The organism is Curtobacterium sp. MCLR17_059 (genome assembly GCF_003234665.1).
In the GTDB taxonomy this organism is placed as follows: domain Bacteria; phylum Actinomycetota; class Actinomycetes; order Actinomycetales; family Microbacteriaceae; genus Curtobacterium; species Curtobacterium flaccumfaciens.
Genome location: NZ_QKSU01000010.1, coordinates 26,941 through 52,013 on the forward strand (window position 1 = coordinate 26,941; position 25,073 = coordinate 52,013).

Genomic DNA, 25,073 nt, shown 5'->3' on the forward strand with positions numbered 1-25,073 from the left:
TGGTCGGGCGTCTGGACGGTGGGCGAGGCAGGAGGACACGGGCGATGTCGATGCAGCACGAGGTGCCCCCGGAGTCCCCGTACGCCTACATGAGCGCCGAGCAGGTGCGGACCTGGTACGCCTACATGAAGCTCCAGCTGCGCCTGCGGTACGAGATGAACCGGCAGTTGCGCGCCGACAGCGACATCTCGCTCGCCGACTACGACGTCCTCGTCGCCCTCACGAGCGAGCCGGGCGGCGAGATGACGATGTCGGCCCTGGCGACCCGCATCGGGTGGGAGCGCAGCCGTGCCTCGCACCACGCGAAACGCATGGCCGAACGCGGGTTCCTCGAACTCCGTCGGAGCGAGCACGACCGGCGCACCACCGCCGTCGCCCTGACCGACACGGGCTGGCGGACGCTCCGCGAAGCCACGCCGCGCCACACCGAACTCGTCAAGGACATGTTTTTCAGCGACCTGCGCGAGGACGAGCTGGCGGGCTTCGCCGACGTGCTCGAGCGCGTGTACGAGTCAGTGCTCGAGCACGGCACCCTGCCCCGACCGGCCGACCACCCCTAGCTCCGCTTGCCCTCACGCACCAGCGCGACGTAACTTAGGTGAAAGATCACCTAAACGAGCGAAGGGCAGCGTGTGGACGCCGAACGAGCCGTGTCACCGCCGCTCCCCGACCGTGCACTGTTCGGCCGCGCGGACGAACTCGCGGCCCTCACGCGCCTGCTCGACGACGCCGCGGCGGTGACTGCGGACGGGGCGGCCGAGGATGAAGCGGCAGAGCGCGGCGCCGCGGTCCTGGTCGAGGGTGAGGCGGGCATCGGCAAGACGACGCTGCTCGCCGCCGTCGAGCGGCACGCGCGGCGGACCGGCTTCCGCGTGCTGACCTGCACCGGCATCCAGGGGGCGAACAGCGTGGGCTTCGACGGCCTGCACGAGCTGCTCCACCCACTGCTCCCCTTCGCGTCCGCCCTGCCGCCGCGCCAGCGCACCGCACTGCTCACGGCCCTCGCGGTCGAGGACGGCCCGAGTCCGGACCGCCTGCTGGTGAGCACCGCGACGCTCGGGCTGCTCGAGGAGGCCGCGTCGCACCGTCCGGTGTTCGTCCGCGCCGAGGACCTGCAGTGGCTCGACCGGTCCACCACCGAGGTGCTCGACTTCGTGGGACGCCGGCTCACGCACACCCCGGTCGTCGTCATCGCGGCGGTCCGGACCGGACACGCCCCGGACGCCGTGCCCCCGTGCAGCTTCACGCGGTTCGAGCTCGGACCGCTCGCCCACGACGCCGCCGAGGCCCTGCTCGACGCCCACGCCGGCACCCTGTCCACCTCGGTCCGGCGACGGGTGCTGGCCGAGGCCGGCGGCAACCCACTCGCCCTGCACGAACTGCCCGTCACCTGGACCACGGGCGGCCCGGCCACCATCGCGTCCCGGCTCCCCACCACGCGGCGGCTCGAGCAGGCGTTCCTCGAGCAGGTCGCCGCCGTCCCGTCCGGCAGCCGCTCGTTCCTGCTGCTCGCCGCGGCGGCCGACGACGCCGGCCTGCAGGACGTCATGGCGGCGGCCCGCACGATGGACCTCGGGGTCGACGACCTCGAGCCGCTCGAGGAACTCGGGCTCCTCCGCACCGACCTCGTCTCCTTGCGCTTCCGCCACCCGCTCCTGCGCTCGGCGGTGATCGGCAACGCCTCGGCCGCTGCACGGTCCGCGGCGCACCGGGCACTCGCGTCGGTGGTCACCGACGGCATGCGCGCCGCCTGGCACCGGGCTTCGGCGACGTTCGAGCGGGACGAGTCCATCGCCGCCGACCTCGAGACCGCCGCCGACCGCGCGGCACAACGGGGTGCCCGCCCCGAGGCGGTCCGGGCCTACGAGCGTGCGGCCACCCTGTCGCAGGGGGTCACCGGTCGGGCACGTCGGCTGGGCCGGGCTGCCGAGACCGCACGGGCCGCCGGCATGACGGCCGAGGCGATCGAGCTCCTGGAGCAGGTCGACTCCCTCGCCGCCGACCCCGAGACGGTCACCGAGACCGCCGTCACGCAGACGGTGCTGAGCCTGACCACGGGTGCTGCCGGTCGACCACGCATCGAACTCCGCCGGATCCGGCCCGTGCTCGCCGGCCCGGAGCACGCGGACCGGCTCGTGCGGGTGCTCTGGGCGGCGGCCCTCAACGCCCGCGGCCGCAACCTGCCGCGATCGGAGTGGAAGGACATCGAGGCGGCCCTGCTCGCGACACGCTCGGCGAGCCCGCTGAAGTCGGTGGCCCTCGCCGTGCTGGCGCCACTCGGCTCCGCCCACCACCTGCGCACCGAACTCGCACACCTGGTGCCGCAGCTCACCGAGCAGCCGCTCGCGATGGCGTCCCTCGCGATCGCCGCCGAGTCCCAGCAGGACCTCGAGACCGCGCTGACGTGCTGGGAGCTTGCGTACGAGCGTGCACACCAGCTCGGCGCCGTCGCCGACGAGGCCCAGGCGCTCCGCGGCCGGGCGACGGTGCTCATGCTGCGCGGGCGGGTGCGGGACGGCCTGGCCGACGCCGAGTACGCCGTCCGCATCGCCCGCGACGTCCAGCTCCCGCTCATCGCCGGGATGGCCTACGCCACGCTCGCCCGGGGCCACGCCCTGCTCGGCGACGACGAGGCCGCGCTGGCCGCCCTGCGCGAGGGCTCGGAGTTCGCGCACGGCGGGCGGCTCGCCCTGGCCAGCGCCGACGCGCGGTGGGCAGCGGGACTGGTCGCCCTCGGTCAGCGGCGCCACCGGGACGCCCAGATCGAGTTCACGCACATGACCGTCCACGCGACCCGGTCCCTGTGGGCGATCGCCGACCGCACCGAGGCCGCGGTCCGGGGCGGTCGACCCGATTCGGTGGTCGAGAACGTCGCCGAGGCCGAGGCGGTCGCCCGTACCACCGGGTCCGCACACCTGACCGCCCTCGTCGTGCGGAGCCGGGCCCTGCTCGCCGAGGGCACGGACTCGACGGGAACCGACACCGACGGCGCGGGCGGCGCGGACCCGGAGTCCCTCTACGCCCGCGCGATCGAGGCCGGTCGCCTCGCCGACGCCCCGGTCGAACTGGCGAGGACCCAGCTGCTGTTCGGCGAGTGGCTCCGCCGCGAGCGCCGGGTGGTCGAGGCACGGCTGCACCTCCGCGAGGCGCTCCACGCGTTCGACGCCGCCGGCACCGCGGGCTTCGCCGCCCGCGCCGCGGCGGAACTCCGCGCAGCCGGCGAGGCCCCGGAACGGGCCGACAGCACGACGGCGCCGACACGCGAACGGCTCACACCCCAGGAGCTGCAGATCGCGCGGCTCGCCGCCGCCGGCATGACGAACCGCGAGATCGCGGACCGCATCTACCTGTCGCACCGCACCGTCAGCACCCACCTGTACAAGGTGTTCCCCAAGCTCGGCGTGACGAGTCGCACCGAGCTGGCGGCCGCGCTGGCAGCGTCCGGTCCGACGGACTGACGCACCGGGCGACGACCTGGAGGCACGGGTTACGTCACGCAACGGATGCACCGTGGGCGGACCAGCTGCGAGCCTCGTGGCGGCGACCCGGCATCGGGTCGCGACCACGACGACCACCGGGAGGCGCCCATGCCGGAAGGCTCCGCCGACGACACCGCCGACCACGCGGCTGCGCGGCTGCCGGACGCGCCGAGCGCGTTCTTCACGGCCCTCGTGACCGAGCACTTCGTGCTCCAGACCGCGCGCGGCATCACCGTCTCGGAGTCGTCGACCCGGGCCGCGATCTACCTGACGACACTGTCGAGCGCCCTGGTGGCGTTCGGGTTCCTGGCCGACACCGACTTCGCCACGGGCTACCTCGCCGTGGTGATCCCGGTCGTCGTGCTGCTCGGGGTCTTCACCTACGAGCGACTCGTCCAGACCTCGCTGGAGGACGTGGTCGCCCTCGCCGCGATGCAGCGGATCCGCCGCTGGTACGGCACGATCCTGCCCGGCGTCCCGCGGTACTTCCCGGTGCCCGAGGACCGGATCGCGCCGAACGAGCTGCTCGACATCGGGCTCCGGTTGTCCTGGCGCGGGGTGTTCTTCACGCTGTCGAGCGCGATCGCGGTCGTGAACTGCATCGTCGCCGGTGCCGGGGCGGCACTGCTGACCGCGAGCACGTGGGCGCCGTCCGGGTCCCTGGCCGCCGGGGTGGTCACTGCCGTCCTGCTCGCCGCTGTGCACGGGATCTACCAGGAGCGTCGGTACGCGCGGGTCCTCGGCATCCTGCGGTCCGACATCCGAGAACGACGACGAGAACGAGACGGACTGACACCATGACCGAACCCCTCCTGCAGGCACACGACCTGACGAAGTCGTTCCCCGGGCCGGAACAGTCGAGGGTCCCGGTGCTCCGGGGTGTCTCACTGTCCGTGCTGCCGGGCGAGTTCGTCGCCGTCGTCGGCCCCAGCGGCTCCGGCAAGTCGACGCTGCTGTACTGCCTGTCCGCCCTCGAGCCCTACGACAGCGGATCGGTGTCGATCGCCGGGCAACGCCTCGAGACCCTCCGACCGAAGCAACTGCAGGCACTCCGCCGTTCGACGGTCGGCTTCGTGTTCCAGTCCTTCAACCTCATCCCGTCGCTGACCGCGCGGCAGAACATCGCGCTGCCCGCCAGCCTCGCCCACCGGCCGGTCTCCGCGGACCAGGTCGACGCGGCGCTCGCCTCGGTCGGACTCGCCGACCGCGGCGACCACCGACCGGGCGCGCTGTCCGGCGGGCAGCAGCAGCGGGTCGCGATCGCCCGGGTCCTGGCGTCCGAACCGCACGTCGTGTTCGCCGACGAGCCGACCGGCGCGCTCGACACCACCGCCGGTGACGCGGTCCTCGACCTGCTGCGCCGGGTGGCCGACGGTGACAGGTCGGTGGTGATGGTCACGCACGACCTCGAAGCGGCTGCGCGTGCCGACCGTGTGCTCGTCCTGCGCGACGGGGCCGTGCACCGCGAGCTGGCGCACCCGGACGCCGCCGCGGTCCTCGAAGCACTGACCGCCGCCGCGCAGGAGGCCTGACGTGCTCCGACTCGTCCTGAGCGACCTGCGGCAGAACGCCGGCACCTGGATCGGCGCACTCGTCGTCAGCGCAGCCACCGCGGCGGCTGCCGCCATCGCGGCCGGGATGCTCGAGACCGGCTTCGCGCTCATCGGGTCAGGCAGGCCGACGGACCTGCTCCGGGCCGGCGGCCTCGCCACGCTCGCCTCGCTCGTCGTCGTGCTGACGATCATCGCCGTCACCGCCGTCCTCGGCAGCGTCACCCGCCTGACGATCGACCTGCAGCGGCGGGGCTACGCGCTCTGGCAGCTGGTGGGGGTGCCGTCCCGCACGGTCACGGTCGTCGTCCGGCTGCAGCTCGCCGTCGTGGCACTGGTCGGCAGCACGATCGGCTGCCTCGTCGTGGCCCCGTTCGTGCCGGCGTTCCTGCACTTCGGGCTGTCGGAGTCCGACGGGCTCCGGGACCTCGACGAAGGGTTCGGACCGACCAGCGCCGTCGCGGTCGTGCTCGCGGTGACGCTCGTCGTCGTCCTGAGCAGTCTCCGGCCGTCGCGCCGAGCCGGTCTCGTCCGCCCGATCGAGGTCCTGCGGGAGCCCGAGTCCGTCCGCACCCGGACGACCTGGACCCGCTGGGCCGCGAGTGCCGTCGCACTGCTGCTCGCCGGGCTCCTGACCAGCTCGATCGTCGACGCCGGCGTCCGGACCGGTGGCCAGGTGCTGCTGATCGGGCCGCTCCTGACGGCGGCCTGCACCGCGATCGGCCACGCGGTGTTCCCGGTCGCCCTCCGGGCATGGACCGCGGTGGTGCCCACGCACCGATCGGCATCGTGGTTCCTCGCACGCAACGCCGCCGCGTTCTCCGTCGACCGGAGCAGCGCCACGGTGAGCGCGCTCGTCATCACGATCGCCCTGCCCGGAAGCCTCTTCGCCGGCTTCGACACCCTGGGTGACGCCGTGCACCGGACCACGGGGTCGTCATCGGGTGGTGGACTCGACCTGCAGAGCGTCCTGCTCATGCTCGGCGGGCCGCTGCTCGTTTCGCTCTTCGGCGCGGCCGCCACCGTCCTGATGGCCGGACGCACCCGCGAGCAGGAGGCCGCGCTGGTCGAGGCCGCCGGCGGGTCCCGCGCCACCGTGCTCGCCCGCGCAGCCTGGGAGTCCGTCATCCTCGTCGGCACCGCGGTCCTCGTCGCCGCCGTCGTCCTCGTGCTGACCGGCTGCGGACAAGCCGTCGCGCTCGCGGTCACCGTCCCCGGCACGCAGCCCCACCTGGGTCTGCGAGCCGCCCTTCCGGCCGCCCTCGTGAGCCTCGTGCTCATGGTGGCCGCCGGCACGATCCCCCTCCTCGCGGGACGCAGACGCAGCATCCCGCTCGTCCTCGCCGCCGACTGACCCCGAACCAGGAAGACCCCTCTTGCGCATCCTCTTCTCCGGCGTCCCCGCACTCGGACACCTCCTGCCCCTCGTCCCGCTCGCCCGTGCCGCACAGGCGGCCGGCCACGACGTCGCCCTGCTCACCAGTGGTGGGATGCGCGAGCCCATGGCGACCGAACTGCCCACGGTGCCGGTCCTGGCGGCCGGACCCATGCCTCCCGACCTGTTCGCCGAGGTGGCCCGCCGCATCCCCGGCAGCGACCCCGCGAACCGGCCCGAACCGGCGGCCGTCGCCGAGTTCTTCGCTGGCACCCGCGTCGACCTGACCGCCGACGACGCCGAGCGCGCAGCGCGCGGGTGGGCGCCCGACGTGGTCGTCGCGGACGCCGTCGACCTGGTCGGACCGCTCGTCGCCGCGGAACTCGGCGTGCCGTACGCGATCGTCGCCTTCGGCCCCGAGGTCCCCGAGGAGTTCCGCCGCCCGATGGCCGAGCTCGTCCTCCCCCGCTACGCCGAGCGAGCAGTGGTGCCCACCCCGCCCATCGCCCTGCTCGACCCGACGCCGGTGTCGCTGCAGGCACCCGGGTGGACGCAGCCGCCCGTCACGATCCCGTTCCGTTCCGAACCGCACAGCCGACCCGACACCGCCGCCGCCGCCGAGCCGCTCGCACCGGTCTCGGTGCGCGGAGGACGACCGCGGGTGCTCGTCACCCTCGGCACGGTCTTCGGCGACGCCGCGCTGCTGACGGCGATCCTCGACGGGTTCCAGCCCGACGAGGCCGACCTGGTGGCGACCGTCGGGGTCATCGGCGAGCGCCTCGACGACAGCGAGCACGTGCACTTCGTGCCGTTCCGCCCGATGCGCGAGCTGCTCGAGGGCGTGGACCTGGTCGTCGCAGCGGCCGGCGCCGGCACGGCGCTCGCCGCGGCCAGCGTGGGCGTGCCGATGGTGCTGCTCCCGCAGGGCGCGGACCAGTTCATCAACGCCGCCCGTGCCGCCGAGGCCGGTGTCGCGGTCGTGGTCGACGAGCCGTCGGCGGTCGGTCCTGCGGTGCACCGGATGCTCGCGGAGCGCAGTCACTTCGCCGCGGCACGGCGACTGGGCGACGAGACCGCGCAGCGCCCGAGCGCGACGGACGCCGTCAGGGAGCTCGTCGAACGGGTCGAGCGCGTCGCCTGACGACGACGCTCGTCAGCGGTCGGTCGGCCCGGGTCCTGTGGGGTCCGGGCCGAACACCGTCTGGGTGAACCGCTGCGCGAGCGGGTCGTCCTGGTCCCCGAGCCGGATGCCGAGCAGCGTGTTGATGAGCATCCCCTTGGCCAGGAACGACTCCGCCGCGGACTCCGACAGCCCGGCCTCCTCGACCAGGAAGTGCAGGATCCGGGTGAAGCCGTCTCGGGCGACCGGTCCGACGACGGGGTCGGCACCGAGCATGTACGACTGCATCACGATGAGGTGCACGCCGTCCTCGGTCGCGAGCGCACGGTACGCAGCGCCGAGGCGGGACGCGACGGTGCCCGGCTGCCCGTCGTCGAGTGCCGCCCGGAACGCGTCGAGCACGGCTTCGAGGCACCCGTCGACGACGGCGAGGAACAGGTTCTCCTTCGAGCCGAACATCCGGACGACGTACGGCTGGCTGATGCCCGCGGCCTGGGCGATGCGCTCCGTGGTCGCGCCGTGGTACCCCTGCCGGGCGAACACGGCGGCCGCCGCGGTCAGGGTGGCCTCGCGCCGCTGGCTGCCGGCCATGCGCTCCGCACCCTTCGGGACCGGACCCCTTGCTGTCTCCATGCCGTGAGGGTATCATCCGATTCCATGAGTAATGAATCGATTACTAACAACGCTGCGAAGCCCGCCGGCTTCCCCCCGGTCCGCCGGGTCCTGCCCGTCCTCGTCACCCAGATCCTGGTCGCGATGACCGTCGCCGGAGCGTTCGCCGGCCTGTACATCGGCCTGCAGAAGGCCCCGACACCCCACCACCTGCCCATCGCCGTCGTCGGCACCCAGGTGGCCGACGCGGCGGGCGAGGCGCTCGGCGACCGCCGACGTGCGCACCGCCGGTTCCCCCTCCGACGCACGCGACCTCGTCCGGTCCCGCGACGCGGTCGCAGCCCTCGTCCCCGGCAGCGACGGTTGGTCCCTGTACACGGCAGGCGCCGAGGGACGGAGCGCGACGACCGCCGCGACCACGATGCTCTCCGGGGTCGCGGCCGGCGCCGGTGCCTCCGTCACCAGCACACAGGACGTCGTCCCGCTCGCGACGAACGATGCCCAGGGCATCGCGGGGTTCTACCTGGTCTTCGGCACGACCCTGGCGGCGTTCATCCTGGCGCAGGTCATGAACTCACTCGGCGCCCTCGCGCGCCTCCGCACCCGGATCGTCGTCACGGTGGTGGGGAGCATCGCCGCAGCCGCGGTGGTCGCCGTCATCGCCGGGCCGATCGACGGCGCCGTCCCCGCAGCGACGGGCGCCGTGATCGTGGTGCTCTCGCTCCTCGCCGTCGCCGTCTCGCTGTCCACGATGGCGATCACCTCGATCGTCGGACCGATGGGCGTGATCGTCTCGACGCTCCTCTTCACAACCCTCGGCAACGCGACGAGCGGTGCGACGATCAGCACCCACCTGTTGCCACCCGTGCTCGCCACCGTCGGACAGGCCCTCCCGCCGGGTGCCGCGTTCGGCGCCGTCACGGGGTTCAGCTACTTCGACGGGGCTGGCGCGACGGGCGCGCTCCTCACGTTGGGTGCGTGGATCGTCGCCGCAGCCGTGTCCCTGTCGGTGGCGCACGGGGTGCGGACCGGCGCCGCACGGCGACGGGACGTCGCGGCGATCGTCGGACCGGTGCCGCCGGCCGCCGTCGTGGCGTGAGCGATGCAGTCACCGCGAGCGGCTGACGGACTGGAGGCCCGGTGCCAGCTGGCACCGGGCCTCCAGTCCGCCTGTCGGCACGGCCGATTCGTTGCCGGATCGAGACACCCGTCCGGCCCGGCGTGCGGCATGGTTGAGCCACCGATGGCAGGCAGGACGGAGCGCACGGTGGAACGAGTGGTGGGGTGGGCCACGATCGCGGTGGTCGTCACCGTGACGGTGTCGATGTTGCTGGTGGTCCAGACGACCACTTGTCTCGACGCCGTCCCCGGAGCGGGCACGAGCTCCTGCACGACCACGCCGATGATCGGTGTCGCCGGCACGTGGGTCGCGGCTGTCACCGGCGCCGTCGTGCTCGCGGTCTGCGTCTGGCAGATCGTCCGGGCGGCCCGGTCTGGCAGGGCCGTCCGATGACGAGCACGGGTCCTGCGGCGAATCCGCGTCCGTGGACGCTGATCGCCGTCGCGGTGCTGGTGGGCTGGGCGATCGTGACGGCGCTGCTGTTCCCGGTTACCGGGGCCGACGAGCACGAGGGGCCCGGCGACCAGGTCTGGCGGACCTCGTCGAGCACGCTCGGCGTGCCGCTCTCACCGGAGTGGGACGTCCTCGTCTGGCTCGCCGCACTCGCGCTGGTGCCGGTCGTCGTCGTCGGGCTCGTGTTCCTGCTCCGTCGCCGACGACCGCACACCGCGCCCGTCAGTCCGTCCCCGGGTGGCCCTGTCCACTGAGGTGCGCGCGGAGCACGTCACGGACGCTCGTCCACGACTGCACGCCGTAGCGGTCGTTGTCGACGTGGTGCAGCTGCGCCTGCCCGCTGAACATGCTCACGAAGTACTGCATCCCCTGCCATGCCGGGAACGTCTCGTCGGGGTCCTTCGACAGGCGCTTGCCGACGGCGCTCATTGCGGACAGGGTCCCGGTGGTGCCGGCCCACTGCAGCCGGAAGCGCTCCCCCGTCAGCTCGCTCATGGTGCGTGCGACGTCGCGTGCGGTGACCTGGTCGCCCGCCATCTCGATCACCCGCGGAGCATCGTCGTCCAGGGCGGCGAGCGCCGTGACCCTGGCGACGTCGTCCTTCGTGGTGAAGTCGAGCACCTGGTCCGCCGACGACCAGAACAGGACGAGCCGACGGCCGAACAGGATCATCGGGGCTTCGCCGGTCAGCAGGTCAGTGAACATGCCGGTCAGGATCGAGGTCGCCTGCACCGGGGCAGCGTCGAGGTCGGCGGCGAACTCGCGCCGCAGCTCGAAGTTGCGGTTGGTGCCGGGTGCGATCCGCCGGTAGTCGGCCGAGTAGTCGGACGGGATGAACCGCCGGACGCCCGCCGCCACGGTCGCCGCGAGCAGCGCGCGCTGGGCGTCGACGATCACCGGACGGGTCCCGCTGACGGCGGAGACCACGACGTCGGCGCCGCTCACGGCCCGGGTCAGGGCGTCGTGGTCGCCGTACTCGGCGGCGACGACGTCGACACGGGGGCCGTCGCCGAAGCGCTCTGCGGCGGTCGTGCTGCCGGGCCGGGTGAGGACCCGTACTCGCACGTCGTGCTGGGTGAGCTCGCGGACGATGCGGTGCCCGAGGTCGCCGGTGGCGCCGGCGACGAGGATGGTGGTGGTCATGGGCGGGGCCTCACTGCAGTGGTCGTCGACGTGGTCGTCGCGGTGCGCCGTCGGGATCGCTCCGGGACGGCGAGGGGGTGTTGGAACGTGGGGTCCGCCTGGTCCGGTCCGGCGGTGCCGAGCCCGGCGGTGAGCGCGACGCGGGCCAGCAGCCGGCGCAGCGTCGCCTGTTCGTCGTCGTCGAGGTGCCGCATGAGCACGCCCTCGGCGCCGCGCAGGGCGGACCGCGTCCGGGCGAGCAGGGCACGGCCGGCGTCGGTGGGGTGGACCTGCCGCACCCGCCGGTCGGTCGGGGCGGGGCGGCGCTCGACGAACCCGCCCGCCTCGAGCGCGTCGACGATGTAGGTCATCTGGGTCTTGTCGATCCCGAGGCGCTGCGCGAGCCCGAGTTGCGACGACGGCTCCTCGCTGGTGATCGCGACGAGCACCTGGTAACCACGGGGACCTCCCGGCACGTCGGCGACCGCCTCGCTGCCCAGCCGTGTGAAGCCCTGGAGCGCCAGCGGCAGCGCCCACCCGAGTTCGGATTCGATCCCTTCGGCACCCCAGTCGATCTCGGGGAGTGCGTCTGTCGGCGTCGGACTGTCCATACCGGAGACCGTACCGGAACAAGATCGTCTTGTGCAAAGATCATCTGCGATCAAGACGGACAGCCGCCCTGACGCCGAGCAGCCGAGGACCCCATGTCGGACACCGCAGCCATCACCCCGTTCACCCTCGACGTCCCCCAGGTGGAGCTCGACGACCTGCGCCGCCGTCTGCTGGCCACCCGCTGGCCCGATGCCGAGACCGTCGGGGACACCTCGCAGGGACCCCGACTCGAGAAGATCCGCGCCCTCGTCGAACACTGGACGACGGAGTACGACTGGCGCCGGACCGAGGCGCTGCTGAACGGCTGGGGCCAGTACACGACCCACATCGACGGGCTCGAGGTCCACTTCCTGCACGTCCGGTCCGCCGTCCCCGGTGCCCGTCCGCTCCTGCTCACCCACGGCTGGCCCGGTTCCGTCCTGGAGTTCCGCCACGCGATCGGTCCGCTCACCGACCCGGTGGCGCACGGCGGCGACGCGGCGGACGCCTTCCACGTCGTGATCCCGAGCCTGCCCGGCTTCGGCTTCTCCGGGAAGCCGACGACGACCGGGTGGAACACCGCCCGGACCGCGCGGGCCTGGTCGGCACTGATGTCCCGGCTCGGGTACACGGACTGGTTCGCCCAGGGCGGCGACCTCGGCGCCACCGTCACCGCGGAGCTCGCGGCACTGCAGGCCGCCGGGGACATCGGGCTCGCCGGGATCCACCTCAACATGGCGCTGTTCATGCCGACGGACGACGAAGCCCGGAACGCCTCCCCCGACGAGCAGGTCATGCTGCAGGAGAGCGGCCACTACTGGCAGGAGCTGTCGGCCTACTCGCAGCAGATGTCGACCCGCCCGCAGACCATCGGGTACTCGTTGGCGGACTCCCCCGTCGGGCTGGCGTCGTGGATCTACGCGATGTTCCAGGACGTCGGCGGCTCCCACGACGAACACGGCGATGCCGAACGGCTCTTCCCGCTCGACGAGATCATCGACGACGTCCTGCTGTACTGGCTGCCGAACACCGCTGCGTCCTCGGCGCGCATCTACTGGGAGGCGACGCGGACCGGCTGGGCCACCCCGGGCACCGTCGAGGAACCACTGACCCTGCCGGTCGGGCTGAGCATCATGCCCGGCGAGTACGTCCGCCGGTCGCGCCGCTGGGCAGCGCGCCGGTACACGGACCTGGTGTTCTTCAACGAGGTCGCGCGCGGCGGCCACTTCGCGATGCTCGAACAGCCGGAGCTGCTCGTCGACGACGTCCGTGCGACGTTCCGCGGGCTCCGGTGACGGCGACCGAGCGGATCACCAGCAGCAGGGCGTAGCCGATCATCACGCCGCCCAGCGTCGGCACGAGCCAGGCGCGCGCGTCGCCCGCGACGGCGGTGTTCACGAACCCCAGGCCGGGGATCGAGTACCAGACCCGCCCCATGACCTGCGCGGCGACGACCCGTTCGGGATCGACGGCGGAGTTGTTGTCGCCCTTGAACGTGAACAGGCGGCGACCGTCGGCGCCGATCGCGACGGCGACCACGCGGTGCGAGATCACGCCGGGCCGATCGACCCGGATCTGGTAGGTGACGATGTCGCCGACACCGATGTCCGAGGGGTCCACCGGGCGGACGACCGCCAGGGTGCCCGGTGGCATCCCCGGCTCCATCGAGCTCGTCAGCACGGTGAGCGGCACCGAACCGGTGATCCGCGGCACGAGGATCGCCAGCGCCGCGAGCCCGACCACGGCGATCAGGAGCAGGACCGCGGCCGTCTGCCCCAGCAGCCGGAGGGCGCTCGACCAGCGGGCACCCTGCGGCTGCGGCTGCGGCTGCGGCTCCCGCTCCGGCTTCGCCTGCAACACTGCGGTCGTCACGACGTGGCCCGGAGGGAGAACAGCTGGAGTCCGGACGTGCTGCAGTCGGCGACCGTCATCGGGTTGGCGGTGGCGGACCCGCTCGACGCCGTCAGGCAGAGGTCGTTCCGGTTGCGGAACCGGAAGAGCCCACTGCCCGCGCCGACCGCTTCGGCCGTCCACTTCTGGGCGCTGATGTCGTTGTCGGGACGGAGCAGGGCGGAGCGGTCACTCGGGGCGTCCCAGTACAGCGACGGGTTCGACGGAGACGTGATCCGGAGCCAGTCATCCTCGGGCGTGAAGCGCCAGGTCTGCGTCGCGCTGGTCGTGCAGGACGTCGTGGTGATCGGCGAGCCGGACGCCGACCCACCACTCGCGACGCACGTGCCGGTGGCGTCGTTCCGCAGGACGTACCGGCTCGTCGACGTGTACCAGCCGGTGGCGTGCTGGATGCCGGGAGACGACGGCGACGCGTGGCCGCCCGTCCCGCTGGCGACCGCTCGCACCGTGTACGCGTAGTACTTCGAGACCTGCAGACCGGTGTCGGTGAAGGACCGGACGGACGCCGACGTCACGCTGACCAGGACGCCGTCCCGGTACACGGCGTAGGAACCGATGCCGCTGGCGTCCGCGGGCGCTGCCCAGGTGACGGTGATGCTGCTGTCGGTCTCGGCGGTCTTCGACGGCACCGACGGGGTGACGGTGTCGGCGACGTTCTGGGCGGCGCGGGCGTGCGCGGTGCCGACCCAGGCCCCCTGACGGGCGGTGACGGTCGCGTCCAGGGTGGTCGAGCCTCCGGAGAGGTCGAAGCGCTGGCCCTGGCTGACGGACGTCCGCACACAGGTCGAACGGCTCGCGCCGGCGGCGAGGGTGGCGACCACGGGGGCGATCGTCGTGCCCGAACCGGTGATCGCCGCACTCGACGGAGCACCGGAGCAGGGGTTGGCGTTCGTGGACTGCCAGACGTCGATCCGGACGGCGCTCGACACCGCGGATCCGGCGGTCGCTGCGAGCGACAACGAGGTGGTGGCGGGGACGGACCCCGAGTTCGACACCGTGACGAGCGCCGTGTGGGACAGCGCGGCGGAGGAGTACGTGGTGGCGAGGTCCTCGACGCCGCGGATGCCGACCGAGACGGAGCCGGTCGTCGCGGCGGCCCGGACGGACTGTGCCGGGGCGGTCCACGTCGCCCACGCCGTCCCGCCGCTCACGAGTTCGAGCGCGACGACCGCGGCGGCCGTCGCTCCGAGCAGGAGCACGCGTCGACGCGGAGTGCGGTCGGTCATGATCCTGCCTGCGTCCCGCTGATGGTCGTGGTGAAGTCGGTGGAGAGGCCCTGCTGCGAGGCGGCTGCGTCGGCCGGCATCGCGACGGCGAGGCAGAGGACGACGGCGGCACCCGGGGGCAGTGCGATGCCCGCGGACCGCGGCGAGGTCGAGTCGAGCGTGCCGGACCACGTGGGGCGCACGCTGCCGGCCCGGCACACGGCCGCCGACGTCGCAGCACCGACGGTCACCTGCAGGTCACTGCGGACACCGGAGGCCGACGTCGTCGTGCCGGCTCGCGCCATCGCGACGCCGAGGTCGAGGGGGACGTCGCCGGTGTTCGTCGCGGTGACCACGCCGAACTCGGTGGCACCGGGGTAGAGCGGTGCGGACGGCAGCGCGAGACTGCTCAGCGACAGGTCCGCGGACCCGGCGGTGATCGTCGCGGGCTCGGTCGAGGACCGGGCGCTGAGGAGGGCGAACGTGCCACCGTCGGTGGAGATGGCGACGACCGCCACGATCCCCACCGCGGCGGCGGCGAGCAACGTCGCCGTCGGCCAGCCGGTCATCGCGCCCCCTCGGCGCCGGCGGCTCACGCCTGGGTCAGGGTCACGGCGATGGCGTCGAGGTCGACCGACCCGTTCTGCGTGCCGTCCTCGACACCGGGGGTGGTGCTCTTCGGGAAGGCGATGGTCACGCCGACGCGGACGTCCTGCTGCGAGCCGGTCTGCCCGGTCACCGTGTACGGCGCAGCAGCACCGGAGACCCCGTCCCCGGACGCGGTGAGCACCGCGTTCGCCGACAGGTACTTCGCCAGCGCGACGTCCGCCGGAGCCGACGTCGAGGTGGCCTCGACCGATGCCGGGTCCACGGCCAGGGTGGCCTTCAATCCCTTGCCGTTCGCGGTGACGACCATGTCCTGCGAGTAGGTGACGACGTCGCCCGGCACGATCGGGTAGCCGTCCAGTGTCGAGAGCGGCGACCCGCCGTTGACGGTCCAGCTCGCCGCCTGCGTGGTCGGCTTGATCGAGAGTGCGCCGGCGACGATGGTGCCCCCGGCGGTCTCGGCGCTGGAGTTCCAGAGCGCGAAGGTGCCGGCGCCTCCGAGCAGGAGGGCGACGCCCGCTGCGCCGATGATCGAGGCGGTGATGATCTTCTTCATGGTGTGCTCTCTGCGACGTCGAACGTCGGATCTGCGTCGACCACGTGCGAGCGGACAGCTCGATGAGCTGCTGGCAGCCACGCCCCGGGGAAGGGCGCGGCGCATCGACCGGGGAACGTGGTGCTCGACCTGCTGGGAGCGGCAAGTGCAGGAGACGAAGCCCTGCGAGCAGGGACCCGCCGACGGCCGGTCGTGCTGCTTCGCTGAGTATGACATGACAATGCCCCGCGTGCCGATCTGCGCGGAGGCACAGGCAGACTGGCAGGTTGACACACCCTCACCTGCTCACTCGGAGGCGAGAGCCTTGTGGACACAAGTAGATACCGCTACTCTCCGATAGTGCGAATATCTGAACTTGCCCGAGCGGCGTCCACGCCGGTCACCGCCGTCAAGTACTACCAACGCGAAGGCCTGCTGCCTCCCGGCGAGAAGTCGGCGCCGAACCAGACCGCCTACGACGACCGGCACGTCGAACGGGTCCGGCTCGTCCGGGCACTCCTGGAGACCGGCGGGCTCTCGGTCGCCGTGACGAAGCAGGTCCTGGCCGTGCTCGATGCCGAGACCGCACCGCTGGCCGAGGTCTTCGCCGTCGCCCAGTACGCGATGACCACCCCGCGCTCCCCCGAGCCCGAGGCGACCCCGGAGGCCCGTACCCGGATCGAGGAACGGGTGTCGACCGCCGGCTGGTGCGCGACGTCGGACAACCCGGGACTCGAGACCGCGGCCCGGGCGCTCGACGGGCTGCGCACCATCGGGTTCGACGCTCCGGACGACTACCTCGACGCCTACGTGTCGGCAGCGGCGAGCGCGGCACGTGCTGACGTCGCCGCGCTGCAGGACCGCGACGGCCGGACCGCGATGGCGGAGTTGATGGTGATCGGCACCGTCCTCGGCGATCCGCTCTTCGCAGGACTCCGGCGCCTGGCGCAGCAGGACGCCACCCACGACCTGTTCCCCGTCGCCGAGGCGGACGAGGCCGGCGCATGACCGCTCCGCTGCACGTCGTCCTGGGCGGCAACGGTGTCGTCGGGCGCGAGACGCTCCGAGCCCTCCGCGAGCACGACGTCACCGCCGTGTCCGTCGGCCGGCGCCCGTCGACACCAGCAACGGCAGGCAACAACGAGAGCGAGAGCGCCAACGCCACCCCCGAACACCTCATCGCCGACCTGCTCGACCCCACCGCCGTCCGCCGCGCATTGCACGGCGCCGACGTCGCGTACCTCGTCGCCGGACTGCCGTACTCGTCGGGGGTCTGGGCCGACCAGTGGCCGCGGATCGTCGACAACGTCGTCGAGGCAGCCCTGGCCGAGGGCACCCACCTGGTGTACCTCGACAACGTCTACGCCTACGGCCGCGTGTCCGGGCCGATGACCGAGGCGACCCCGATCAACCCCTCCGGCCGGAAGGGTGCGGTGCGCGCGGCCGCCCTCGAACAGCTGCGGACCGCGGCCGAACGCGGACTGGCCGTCACCATCGGGCGGAGCGCCGACTTCACCGGCCCCGGGGCGACGACGAGCGTGTTCAACGGGTTCGTCGTCGACAGGATCGCCGCCGGCAAGCGCCCGACCTGGCTGCTCGACGCCGACCAGCCGCACTCCCTCACCGCCACGACCGACATCGGCGACGCGCTCGTGGTCCTCGGCACCGACGACCGTGCGACGGGCCGGACCTGGCACCTGCCGACCGCCCCGGCGCTGACCGGGCGGCAGTACGTCGAGCTCGCCGGGGCACCCGCCGCTCGCACGGCCGTGATGTCGTCGGCCACGCTGCGCTTCGGTGCCCTGTTCAACACGTCCGCCCGCGAGACGCTCGAGCTGCGGTACCAGTACACCGACCCCTACGTCTTCGACTCGTCGGCGTTCGAGCAGACCTTCGGCGTGCACCCGACCCCCACCGCCGACGTCGTGGCCGCCGCCCTGCTGCACGCCCGGAGCGTGACCCGGTGATCGCCGCCGTCCGCCGAGCGGTCACGTGGCACCCGGCACTCATGGCCGTCGCCGGCCTGATGGTCGTGTCCACCGCGGTCTGCCTCGTCGGACTCGTCGTGGATCCCCGGACCATCCTCGGAGCACCGGCGTGGATGAAGCCCCTGAAGTTCTCGCTGTCGATCCTGCTCTACGCCGTCACGTGGGCGTGGCTCATCGCCCACCTGCCGAAGTGGCAGACGCTGGCTCGCCGACTCGGCACCGTGGTCGCCGTGGCCCTGGTGGTGGAACAGGTGCTCATCGTGTGGGCCGCCGCCACCGGCACGACGAGCCACTTCAACGTGTCGAACAGCGTGCACGTGGTGGTGTGGGCGGTGATGGCGGTGGCGATCACGACGCTCTACCTCTGCACCTTCGTCACCTCGATCGCGCTGTTCTTCCTCCGCCTGCCCACCCCGGCACTGACGGTCGCCGTCCGTGCCGGTGCCGTCATCGCGCTCGGCGGCATCGGGGTCGCGTTCCTGATGACCGGCCCGACCCCCACCCAGCTCAGCGCCCCGGACGGGATCGTCGGCGCCCACACGGTGGGGATCGCGGACGGCGGCCCCGGGGTGCCACTGCTCGGGTGGAGCACCGTCGGCGGTGACTACCGGGTCGCCCACTTCGTCGGCATGCACGCCCTGCAGGTGCTCCCGCTGGTGGCACTCCTCGTCGCCGCCGCCGGACGGCGCCTGCCGTGGCTGGCACACCCGACCACGCAGGTGCGGATCGTGGTCGTCGTCGCGGTCGCGTGGGCGGCGGGCACCGTGCTCCTCACTGTGCAGGCCGCGGTCGGACAGTCGGTGGTCCACCCCGCCGGCGCGGTGGGCGCGGTGGCGTGGTCACTCGTCGTGCTCGCCGCAACTGCGAGCGCGGCCGTGCTGCTCCGTGCCCGCCTGCTCCGTGCCCGCACCGCTCCGGCGGCGCGACTGCACTGACGGATCAGCGGACCCGGAGCCCTCGGGAGATCAGGTCGGCGGCAGCACGGGCTTCCGTCGCCCACCCGGGGCGATCGATCCCGGCCCCGATGCCGTGCAGCAGCATGAGCACCGTCCCGGGGGCGACGTCGGACCGGATGGTGCCGTCGGCAGCAGCGCGCGCCATCAGCTCGGCGAGCGTCCGCTCCAGGTCTCCCCCACCCTCGGCCTGCGTGGTGGCGTCGACGACGGCGGCGAGGGTGCGCGCGAGCCCCGCGTGGTCGACCACGTACTCCACGAACCCGTGCAGGAAGTCGTCGAGGCTCTCGGCCGCTGGTCGCGTCGAGTCACGAGCACGGCGGCAGAGGACGTCGACCTCACCCCGGTAGACCGCAGCCGCCAGCGCTTCGCGTGTCGGGAAGTGTCGGTAGAGGGTGCCGACGCCGACTCCCGCGCGTCCGGCGAAGTCGTCGAACCGGAGCTGCTCGTCACGCTCGAACGCCGTCCGGGCAGCGGCCACGATCGCGTCGCGGTTCCGACGGGCGTCGGCGCGCATCGGCTTCTCGGCAGGCAGGGGTTCCTCGACCGGCACGGGCACTCCTTGACAAGTGGAAACAATCTCCATATCTTCCAAGTGGAGATCGTCTCCAGACTAGCGGACAGGTGCCTGATGCGGATCCTCATGCTCGGCCGGGGCGTCATCGCCACGATCTACGGCCAGGCCTTCCAGCACTCCGGGCACCAGGTCGACCACCTGGTGCGGCCGGGGCGTGCTGCCGAGTACGGCGACACCGTGCAGACCGACGTCATCGACGGCCGCCGCGGACCCCTGGGGCAGCGGACCCGATCGACGTCGCCGACGAGACTGGTCGAGTCGATCGACACGGACGACGCCTACGACCTCGTCGTCCTCAGCGTCGGCCACCACCGACTGCAGGAGGCCGTGGCCACCCTGTCGCCCCGCATCGGCGACGCCACGGTGCTGGTCCTCGGCAACGTGTGGGACGAACCCCTCGCCGCGGTCGCACCGCTCGCCGCGGACCGGGTGCTGTTCGGGTTCCCGGGCGCCGGCGGCGGGTTCGACGCCGACGGGGTCCTGCACGGCGCCGTACTCCGTTCGGTCCGGCTCGGGACGACCGGCACGGCTCCGGACCGGCGGGAGCTGGTGCGGTCGGTGTTCCAGCGGGCGGGGTTCACCGTGCAGGACGAGGACGACATCCGCGGCTGGCTGTGGCTGCACTTCGTGCTCGACGCCGGCATGTTCGCACAGGCCCTGCAGAGCGGTGGCCTGGCGACGATGGTCGGGGACCGGCACGCGCTCCGCGAGGCGTTCCTGACCGGCCGCGAGCTCCGCCCGGTCCTGGAGGCACGGGGCGTCGACCTCTCCCGACACCGCTCCACGACCCTGCCCGTCCGACGCCCGGGGGTGACGGCCGCCGTGGTGGCCACGGCCACGGCGCTCGTCCCGATCGCGCGGGCGAGCCTCGCCGCGCACGACGACCCCTCCGCCGCCGAACCCCTCGCGGTCCTCGAGGACGTCCGGCGCACCGCCGCCGCCCTGGACATCCCGACCCCGCGCCTCGACCGGACGGCGCGACGCGTCTGACGACGGGTGCGGGCGGTGGACGCGGCCAGGCACGGACTGGAGGCCCGGTGCCAGCTGGCACCGTGCCTCCAGTCCGTCACGGCGAGCGTTCCGGACCCGCCCGTTACGCTGTCCCCGTGTCAGAGCCGCGCCGCAGTCCGGGGAACCAAGCTTCACTTCGTGAAGCCAACCGGGTCCGGGTCGTCAGCGCGGTGAAGCGGCACGGCGGGCTGACGCAGGTCGAGCTCGCCGGGGTGACCGGACTCTCCCCCGCGACCGTCTCGAACATCGTCAAGGAACTCGTCGCGACCGGCGCCCTGCACGCGACGCCGAGCACCTCGAGCGGCCGTCGGGCGCTCCGCGTGACCCTGCCGCACGGCCTCGGGCTGGTCGCCGGGGTGCACGTCTCGCCGCGGCACCTGCGGCTGGCGCTGTCGGACCTGAACGGCGCCGTCCTCGCCGAGCGGCACATGCCCCTGGCCCGGGACCACCGGGCCGACGCCGAGCTCGACAAGACCGCGCTGCTGGTGCTGGACATGGTGGAATCCATCGAGTCGTCGATGGACGAGGTGCTCGCAGTCGGCCTCGCCGTGGCCGCCCCGATCGACGCACGCACCGGGATGACGGCGCGTGGCGGGATCCTGCGGGGTTGGGACGGCGTCGCGCTCGGCCAGTCGCTCGCCCGGCGGATGGACAAGCCCGTGCAGGTCGACAACTCGGCCAACCTCGCCGCCCTGGCGGAACACCGGAGCGGGGCGGCCCGTGGCCGAGACACCGTGGTGACGCTCGACGTCGGCAACGGCATCGGTGCCGGACTCGTGCTCGGCGGGCACCTGTTCCGTGGGCACCACGGCATCGCCGGTGAGTTCGGGCACACCCCCGTCCTGCCGAACGGGCCCCTGTGCCGGTGCGGGAACCGCGGGTGCCTCGAGGCGATCGCCGGCGCGCCCGCGGTGCTCGAGGGCGTCCGCGACGAGGTCGGCACCCTCAAGCTGGCGGACCTGATCCTGCGGGCGATGGGCGGCGACCAGGTCTGCATGCGTGCCGTGGCCGACGCCGGGCGGGCGATCGGTTCGGCGGCGGTGGGCCTGTGCAACGTCCTCGACCCGGAGCGGGTGGTGGTCACCGGCGAGTTCGCGCGTGCCGGGGAGCTCCTGCTCGGACCGATGCGGCAGGCCCTCGAGTCGTCGTTGATCGTCGACGTGGACGGCACGCCGGACGTGGTGCAGGGGCAGCTCGGCGAGAAGGCCTCGGTGACCGGCGCGCTGGCCCTGGCGATCGAGGCCGTGGACGTGACGCGCGCACGCTAGGCGGAGACGCGCCGGGCCGTGCCGGCCGGGGCACCCCGTGCAGGCCGGGGCGCTCCGCGCTGCGCCGGCCGTGCCGCTCCGCGCCCTCCGGATAACGTTTTCGTCACGGCGCGCGGTCCTTGCGTTCAACTCTTGCAGCCAAGAACGCTCGCTGTCACACTCAGGGCACCGCCGATGGGGGCGGTCCACTGTTGGAGGACGTTTCAATGAAGAAATCCACCACACGAGCGATGCTGGGCGTCAGCGCCCTGCTGCTCGCGATCACCACCCTGGCGGGCTGTTCCAACGGCGCGGACGCCGGGACCGGTTCCGGCGGAGGCGGCGGCGACGCGTCGAAGGCCAAGATCGGCCTGCTCCTGCCCGACTCCGTCACCGCCCGCTACGCCAGCGCCGACCGTCCGCTCTTCACCGCCGAGGTGAAGAAGCAGTGCAGCGGCTGCTCGGTCATCTACGCGAACGCCGACGGCGACGCGTCGAAGCAGCTGCAGCAGGCCCAGTCGATGCTCACGCAGGGCGTCAAGGTCCTGGTCCTCGACCCGTTCGACGGCGAGGCCGCAGCGTCCATCGTCCAGCAGGCGAAGGCGAAGAAGGTGCCGGTGATCTCCTACGACCGGCTCATCAACAGCCCCGACCTGAGCTACTACATCTCGTTCGACAACGAGAAGGTCGGTGAGCTGCAGGGCCAGGCCCTCGTCGACGCCCTCAAGGCGAAGAAGGTCCCGGAGGGCTCGGGCATCATCATGGTGAACGGCTCCCCCACCGACAACAACGCCTCGCAGTTCAAGAAGGGCGCCCACTCGGTCATCGACGACAGCGGCTACGAGGTGCTCGCCGAGTACGACACCCCCGGATGGGACCCCGCCAAGGCGCAGGACTGGGCAGCCGGCCAGATCAGCAAGCTCGGCAAGGACAAGATCACCGGCGTCTACGCGGCGAACGACGACACCGGCGGCGGTGTCATCGCGGCCCTGAAGTCGGCCGGCGTCACCGAGCTCCCGCCCGTCACCGGGCAGGACGCCTCGCTCGCGGGGATCCAGCGGATCCTCGCCGGTGAGCAGTACATGACCGTCTACAAGGCCTTCAAGCCCGAGGCGTCGAAGGCCGCCGACCTGGCGATCCAGTTCGCGAAGGGTGAGACCCCGAAGGGCGACACCACCGTCGACACCGCCGGGGGCGCCAGCGTCCAGTCGACGCTGCTCGACCCGGTCGCCGTCACCACGGACAACGTCCAGTCGACGGTGGTCAAGGACGGCCTGTACGAGGTGTCGAAGATCTGCACCGCGCAGTACAAGTCGGCCTGCGACAGCGCCGGCATCAAGTAGGTCCGACCCCCTCTGCCCGCCCGGTCCGACTGCGGACCGGGCGGGCCTCACCGATCGAGGACGACACCCGTGAGCACGACACCCGTGAGCAACGCGTCACCAGCAGCACACCCCTCCGCCGACCCGGTGATGTCCCTGCGCGGGATCACCAAGCGGTTCGGCGCCGTCCAGGCCCTCAGCGACATCGACTTCGACGTCTACCCCGGCGAGGTGGTCGCCATCGTCGGCGACAACGGCGCCGGAAAGTCGACGTTCGTGAAGATCCTCGCCGGGGTCTACACGCCCGACGACGGCACGATCACCTTCGGTGGCGACGAGGTCACCGTCCCGAACCCCGCGGCGGCCCAGACCCTCGGCATCGCCACGGTGTTCCAGGACCTCGCCCTCGCCGACAACCTCGACGTGGTCTCGAACCTGTTCCTCGGTCGCGAGATCGCCCACCCGTTCCTGGACGAGGAGGAGATGGAGCGCCGATCGTGGGAGCTCCTGCAGCAGCTCGCCGCCCGGATCCCCTCGGTGCGCATCCCGATCGCGTCGCTGTCCGGTGGGCAGCGGCAGACCGTGGCGATCGCCCGCTCGCTGATCGGCGACCCGCAGGTGGTCGTCCTCGACGAGCCCACCGCAGCACTCGGCGTCGCGCAGACCGCCGAGGTCCTCAACCTCGTCGAACGCCTGCGCGAGCGCGGCCTCGGCGTCGTCCTCATCAGCCACAACCTCGCAGACGTGCAGGCCGTCGCCGACCGGGTCGCGGTCCTGCGACTCGGGCGGAACAACGGCACGTTCCGCATCGACGACGTCTCCTACGAGGAGATCATCGCGGCCATCACCGGCGCCACCGACAACGCCGTCACCCGTCGCGCCGCCGCCCGCACCGAGCAGGAGACCAGCGCATGAGCAAGACCGACGAGACCCTCACCGCAGCGACCCCGCCGCCCTCGGCCGCGGACCTGCAGGACGAGCGGCTCCTGCGCGACCAGGGGATCGGCGGCGCGGCGAAGGCGTTCGTCCGCCGGGTGCGCGGCGGTGACATCGGCTCGCTGCCGGTGGTCGTCGGGCTCATCGTCATCTGGGCGGTGTTCCAGGCACTCTCCCCCGATTTCCTGTCCCCGGGGAACCTGGTCAACCTCGCCCTGCAGTGCGCCGCGGTCGGCACCATCGCGATCGGCATCGTCCTCGTGCTGCTGCTCGGCGAGATCGACCTGTCCGTCGGCAGCGTCAGCGGGCTCTCCGCCGCGATCCTCGGCCAGGGCCTCACGACGCTCGGCTGGCCGCTGTGGCTCGTGCTCACCGTCGCCCTGGCCGTCGGTGCCGCCGCCGGCCTGCTCTACGGCCTGCTGTTCACCCGCTTCGGGGTGCCGAGCTTCGTCATCACGCTCGCCGGTCTGCTCGGGTTCCTCGGGCTGCAGCTGCTCATCCTCGGCCCGAACGGCTCGATCAACCTGCCGTACGACTCCCCGATCGTGCAGTTCGCGTCGGCGTCGTACCTGCCGCCGTGGCTCGCGTACCTGCTCGCCGTCCTGGCCGCCGGAGGACTCTTCTTCACCGAGGTCCGTCGCGCTGCCCGCCGCCGCCGTGCCGGGCTGTCGACCGGGGCGATGTCCCTGACCGTCGTGAAGGCCGTCGCCCTGTTCCTCGGCCTCGCGCTGATGGTCTGGTACCTGTCGCGCGACTTCGGCACCGGCACCTCGTTCGTGTTCTTCATCGTGCTGGTCGTGCTGATGAACTTCGTACTGAAGCGCACCCGTTGGGGCCGCTCGGTCTTCGCGGTCGGCGGCAACGTCGAGGCTGCACGGCGCTCCGGCATCCGGGTGAACCGCATCTACATCTCGGTGTTCATGCTGACCTCGCTCTTCGCCACCGTCGGCGGCATCCTCGCCGCCGCCCGACTGAACTCGGCGAGCCTGTCGTCCGGCGCCGGGGACACGAACCTCAACGCGATCGCCGCAGCCGTCATCGGCGGGACCAGCCTGTTCGGTGGCCGAGGCAGCGCCTGGTCGGCACTGCTCGGCATCATCGTGATCCAGTCGATCTCGAACGGGCTCACCCTGCTGAGCCTCGACTCGTCGATCCGCTACATGATCACCGGCGCGGTCCTGCTGCTGGCCGTCATCATCGACTCGCTCTCGCGGCGCAGTCGCGCCAGTCACGGCGCGGCCTGAGCGGGGCCCCGGACCCCGCCACGCGGACGGACGGGAGGCACGGTGCCAGCTGGCACCGTGCCTCCCGTCCGTCTCGGCGCGCGTCTCGGATCCGGAAGACGCCGTCGTGTTCCCGC

General features: G+C 72.5%; 26 protein-coding genes. 18 read left to right on the top strand and 8 right to left on the bottom strand.

All coding sequences use genetic code 11. The features are described from left to right. The first annotated feature begins 44 nt into the window (after window positions 1–44). From DEJ12_RS13605 to DEJ12_RS13630, 6 genes are all read left to right on the top strand, one after another. A complete protein-coding gene (locus tag DEJ12_RS13605) occupies window positions 45–560 on the top strand; it encodes a MarR family winged helix-turn-helix transcriptional regulator (protein WP_111030391.1) in 516 nt (171 codons plus the stop codon). A gap of 72 nt (window positions 561–632) precedes the next feature. After that, window positions 633–3,458: a LuxR family transcriptional regulator gene (locus DEJ12_RS13610; protein WP_220034782.1), complete on the top strand. Its 2,826-nt coding sequence runs from the start codon at window positions 633–635 to the stop codon at window positions 3,456–3,458. 129 nt (window positions 3,459–3,587) lie between these two features. After that, the gene (locus DEJ12_RS13615) at window positions 3,588–4,280 is read left to right on the top strand and encodes a hypothetical protein (RefSeq protein ID WP_111030392.1); all 693 of its coding nucleotides are present in this window, start codon (window positions 3,588–3,590) and stop codon (window positions 4,278–4,280) included. After that, window positions 4,277–5,011 (top strand): ABC transporter ATP-binding protein, encoded by a 735-nt coding sequence (locus DEJ12_RS13620; RefSeq protein ID WP_111030393.1) that lies wholly within the window; start codon window positions 4,277–4,279, stop codon window positions 5,009–5,011. The genes DEJ12_RS13615 and DEJ12_RS13620 overlap by 4 nt, the downstream gene beginning before the upstream one ends. 1 nt (window position 5,012) lies before the next feature. Beyond that, window positions 5,013–6,383, top strand: a complete 1,371-nt coding sequence (locus tag DEJ12_RS13625) for an FtsX-like permease family protein (protein WP_111030394.1) — start codon at window positions 5,013–5,015, stop codon at window positions 6,381–6,383. A 22-nt stretch (window positions 6,384–6,405) separates the two neighbouring features. Beyond that, entirely contained in the window at window positions 6,406–7,545 is a 1,140-nt protein-coding gene (locus tag DEJ12_RS13630) for a nucleotide disphospho-sugar-binding domain-containing protein (RefSeq protein WP_111030395.1), read from the top strand. A 12-nt stretch (window positions 7,546–7,557) separates the two neighbouring features. Here the strand turns inward: DEJ12_RS13630 and DEJ12_RS13635 are convergent, their stop codons facing one another. After that, window positions 7,558–8,157: a TetR/AcrR family transcriptional regulator gene (locus tag DEJ12_RS13635; RefSeq protein ID WP_111030396.1), complete on the bottom strand. Its 600-nt coding sequence runs from the start codon at window positions 8,155–8,157 to the stop codon at window positions 7,558–7,560. Between the two features lie 256 nt (window positions 8,158–8,413). Between DEJ12_RS13635 and DEJ12_RS13645 the strand changes: the two genes are divergently transcribed. The 3 genes from DEJ12_RS13645 (at window position 8,414) to DEJ12_RS13655 (ending at window position 9,963) form a co-directional block, all read left to right on the top strand. After that, a complete protein-coding gene (locus DEJ12_RS13645; RefSeq protein WP_111030398.1) occupies window positions 8,414–9,235 on the top strand; it encodes a hypothetical protein in 822 nt (273 codons plus the stop codon). Window positions 9,236–9,379: 144 nt separating this feature from the next. After that, the gene (locus DEJ12_RS13650; protein WP_146244995.1) at window positions 9,380–9,649 is read left to right on the top strand and encodes a hypothetical protein; all 270 of its coding nucleotides are present in this window, start codon (window positions 9,380–9,382) and stop codon (window positions 9,647–9,649) included. Then, window positions 9,646–9,963 carry a hypothetical protein gene (locus DEJ12_RS13655; RefSeq protein ID WP_111030400.1) on the top strand — a complete coding sequence of 106 codons (318 nt, stop codon included), beginning with the start codon at window positions 9,646–9,648 and terminating at the stop codon, window positions 9,961–9,963. The genes DEJ12_RS13650 and DEJ12_RS13655 overlap by 4 nt, the downstream gene beginning before the upstream one ends. Here the strand turns inward: DEJ12_RS13655 and DEJ12_RS13660 are convergent. Continuing rightward, complete coding sequence (locus DEJ12_RS13660) at window positions 9,932–10,852, bottom strand: NmrA family NAD(P)-binding protein (protein WP_111030401.1); 921 nt, start codon at window positions 10,850–10,852, stop codon at window positions 9,932–9,934. The genes DEJ12_RS13655 and DEJ12_RS13660 overlap by 32 nt on opposite strands. Beyond that, window positions 10,849–11,442: a MarR family winged helix-turn-helix transcriptional regulator gene (locus DEJ12_RS13665; RefSeq protein WP_111030402.1), complete on the bottom strand. Its 594-nt coding sequence runs from the start codon at window positions 11,440–11,442 to the stop codon at window positions 10,849–10,851. Before DEJ12_RS13665 ends, DEJ12_RS13660 begins: the two co-directional genes overlap by 4 nt. Window positions 11,443–11,535: 93 nt before the next feature. Between DEJ12_RS13665 and DEJ12_RS13670 the strand changes: the two genes are divergently transcribed. Continuing rightward, a complete protein-coding gene (locus tag DEJ12_RS13670; protein ID WP_111030403.1) occupies window positions 11,536–12,717 on the top strand; it encodes an epoxide hydrolase family protein in 1,182 nt (393 codons plus the stop codon). Here the strand turns inward: DEJ12_RS13670 and DEJ12_RS13675 are convergent. The 4 genes from DEJ12_RS13675 to DEJ12_RS13690 are packed head-to-tail and all read right to left on the bottom strand — an operon-like array spanning window position 12,623 to window position 15,700. Beyond that, on the bottom strand, window positions 12,623–13,294 hold the full coding sequence (locus DEJ12_RS13675) for a signal peptidase I (RefSeq protein ID WP_181433039.1): 672 nt from the start codon (window positions 13,292–13,294) through the stop codon (window positions 12,623–12,625). The genes DEJ12_RS13670 and DEJ12_RS13675 overlap by 95 nt on opposite strands. Further along, window positions 13,291–14,559, bottom strand: a complete 1,269-nt coding sequence (locus DEJ12_RS13680; RefSeq protein WP_111030405.1) for a fibronectin type III domain-containing protein — start codon at window positions 14,557–14,559, stop codon at window positions 13,291–13,293. Before DEJ12_RS13680 ends, DEJ12_RS13675 begins: the two co-directional genes overlap by 4 nt. Beyond that, the gene (locus DEJ12_RS13685) at window positions 14,556–15,107 is read right to left on the bottom strand and encodes a hypothetical protein (protein WP_111030406.1); all 552 of its coding nucleotides are present in this window, start codon (window positions 15,105–15,107) and stop codon (window positions 14,556–14,558) included. Before DEJ12_RS13685 ends, DEJ12_RS13680 begins: the two co-directional genes overlap by 4 nt. Window positions 15,108–15,130: 23 nt before the next feature. Further along, window positions 15,131–15,700: an alternate-type signal peptide domain-containing protein gene (locus DEJ12_RS13690; protein WP_111033128.1), complete on the bottom strand. Its 570-nt coding sequence runs from the start codon at window positions 15,698–15,700 to the stop codon at window positions 15,131–15,133. A gap of 339 nt (window positions 15,701–16,039) precedes the next feature. Here DEJ12_RS13690 and DEJ12_RS13695 point away from each other — a divergent pair, with 339 nt between their 5' ends. Genes DEJ12_RS13695 through DEJ12_RS13705 form a run of 3 tightly spaced genes read left to right on the top strand, consistent with a single transcriptional unit; the run spans window position 16,040 to window position 18,602 of the window. Then, window positions 16,040–16,687 carry a MerR family transcriptional regulator gene (locus DEJ12_RS13695; RefSeq protein ID WP_111030408.1) on the top strand — a complete coding sequence of 216 codons (648 nt, stop codon included), beginning with the start codon at window positions 16,040–16,042 and terminating at the stop codon, window positions 16,685–16,687. Continuing rightward, complete coding sequence (locus DEJ12_RS13700; protein WP_111030409.1) at window positions 16,684–17,646, top strand: NAD-dependent epimerase/dehydratase family protein; 963 nt, start codon at window positions 16,684–16,686, stop codon at window positions 17,644–17,646. The genes DEJ12_RS13695 and DEJ12_RS13700 overlap by 4 nt, the downstream gene beginning before the upstream one ends. Then, window positions 17,643–18,602 carry a hypothetical protein gene (locus tag DEJ12_RS13705; protein ID WP_258370498.1) on the top strand — a complete coding sequence of 320 codons (960 nt, stop codon included), beginning with the start codon at window positions 17,643–17,645 and terminating at the stop codon, window positions 18,600–18,602. The genes DEJ12_RS13700 and DEJ12_RS13705 overlap by 4 nt, the downstream gene beginning before the upstream one ends. A gap of 4 nt (window positions 18,603–18,606) precedes the next feature. On the opposite strand, the gene DEJ12_RS13710 is transcribed toward DEJ12_RS13705, so the two are convergent. Further along, on the bottom strand, window positions 18,607–19,173 hold the full coding sequence (locus DEJ12_RS13710) for a TetR/AcrR family transcriptional regulator (RefSeq protein WP_111030410.1): 567 nt from the start codon (window positions 19,171–19,173) through the stop codon (window positions 18,607–18,609). A 78-nt stretch (window positions 19,174–19,251) separates the two neighbouring features. On the opposite strand from DEJ12_RS13710, the gene DEJ12_RS13715 reads away from it, so the two are divergent. From DEJ12_RS13715 to DEJ12_RS13735, 5 genes are all read left to right on the top strand, one after another. Further along, window positions 19,252–20,187: a ketopantoate reductase family protein gene (locus tag DEJ12_RS13715; protein WP_111030411.1), complete on the top strand. Its 936-nt coding sequence runs from the start codon at window positions 19,252–19,254 to the stop codon at window positions 20,185–20,187. A gap of 116 nt (window positions 20,188–20,303) precedes the next feature. Next, window positions 20,304–21,476 carry an ROK family transcriptional regulator gene (locus DEJ12_RS13720; RefSeq protein WP_111030412.1) on the top strand — a complete coding sequence of 391 codons (1,173 nt, stop codon included), beginning with the start codon at window positions 20,304–20,306 and terminating at the stop codon, window positions 21,474–21,476. 206 nt (window positions 21,477–21,682) lie between these two features. Then, entirely contained in the window at window positions 21,683–22,798 is a 1,116-nt protein-coding gene (locus DEJ12_RS13725; RefSeq protein WP_111030413.1) for a sugar ABC transporter substrate-binding protein, read from the top strand. Window positions 22,799–22,927: 129 nt separating this feature from the next. Further along, window positions 22,928–23,692 carry an ATP-binding cassette domain-containing protein gene (locus DEJ12_RS13730; protein WP_111030414.1) on the top strand — a complete coding sequence of 255 codons (765 nt, stop codon included), beginning with the start codon at window positions 22,928–22,930 and terminating at the stop codon, window positions 23,690–23,692. Next, window positions 23,689–24,957: a sugar ABC transporter permease gene (locus DEJ12_RS13735; RefSeq protein ID WP_111030415.1), complete on the top strand. Its 1,269-nt coding sequence runs from the start codon at window positions 23,689–23,691 to the stop codon at window positions 24,955–24,957. Before DEJ12_RS13730 ends, DEJ12_RS13735 begins: the two co-directional genes overlap by 4 nt. Window positions 24,958–25,073: the final 116 nt, after the last annotated feature.

Coding starts and splice junctions, on each gene's coding strand:
- DEJ12_RS13605 (WP_111030391.1), top strand. CDS start 45: ATGTCGATGCAGCACGAGGTGCCCCCGGAGTCCCCGTACGCCTACATG.
- DEJ12_RS13615 (WP_111030392.1), top strand. CDS start 3,588: ATGCCGGAAGGCTCCGCCGACGACACCGCCGACCACGCGGCTGCGCGG.
- DEJ12_RS13620 (WP_111030393.1), top strand. CDS start 4,277: ATGACCGAACCCCTCCTGCAGGCACACGACCTGACGAAGTCGTTCCCC.
- DEJ12_RS13635 (WP_111030396.1), bottom strand. CDS start 8,157: ATGGAGACAGCAAGGGGTCCGGTCCCGAAGGGTGCGGAGCGCATGGCC.
- DEJ12_RS13650 (WP_146244995.1), top strand. CDS start 9,380: ATGGCAGGCAGGACGGAGCGCACGGTGGAACGAGTGGTGGGGTGGGCC.
- DEJ12_RS13655 (WP_111030400.1), top strand. CDS start 9,646: ATGACGAGCACGGGTCCTGCGGCGAATCCGCGTCCGTGGACGCTGATC.
- DEJ12_RS13660 (WP_111030401.1), bottom strand. CDS start 10,852: ATGACCACCACCATCCTCGTCGCCGGCGCCACCGGCGACCTCGGGCAC.
- DEJ12_RS13665 (WP_111030402.1), bottom strand. CDS start 11,442: ATGGACAGTCCGACGCCGACAGACGCACTCCCCGAGATCGACTGGGGT.
- DEJ12_RS13670 (WP_111030403.1), top strand. CDS start 11,536: ATGTCGGACACCGCAGCCATCACCCCGTTCACCCTCGACGTCCCCCAG.
- DEJ12_RS13680 (WP_111030405.1), bottom strand. CDS start 14,559: ATGACCGACCGCACTCCGCGTCGACGCGTGCTCCTGCTCGGAGCGACG.
- DEJ12_RS13685 (WP_111030406.1), bottom strand. CDS start 15,107: ATGACCGGCTGGCCGACGGCGACGTTGCTCGCCGCCGCCGCGGTGGGG.
- DEJ12_RS13690 (WP_111033128.1), bottom strand. CDS start 15,700: ATGAAGAAGATCATCACCGCCTCGATCATCGGCGCAGCGGGCGTCGCC.
- DEJ12_RS13700 (WP_111030409.1), top strand. CDS start 16,684: ATGACCGCTCCGCTGCACGTCGTCCTGGGCGGCAACGGTGTCGTCGGG.
- DEJ12_RS13715 (WP_111030411.1), top strand. CDS start 19,252: ATGCGGATCCTCATGCTCGGCCGGGGCGTCATCGCCACGATCTACGGC.
- DEJ12_RS13725 (WP_111030413.1), top strand. CDS start 21,683: ATGAAGAAATCCACCACACGAGCGATGCTGGGCGTCAGCGCCCTGCTG.
- DEJ12_RS13730 (WP_111030414.1), top strand. CDS start 22,928: ATGTCCCTGCGCGGGATCACCAAGCGGTTCGGCGCCGTCCAGGCCCTC.
- DEJ12_RS13735 (WP_111030415.1), top strand. CDS start 23,689: ATGAGCAAGACCGACGAGACCCTCACCGCAGCGACCCCGCCGCCCTCG.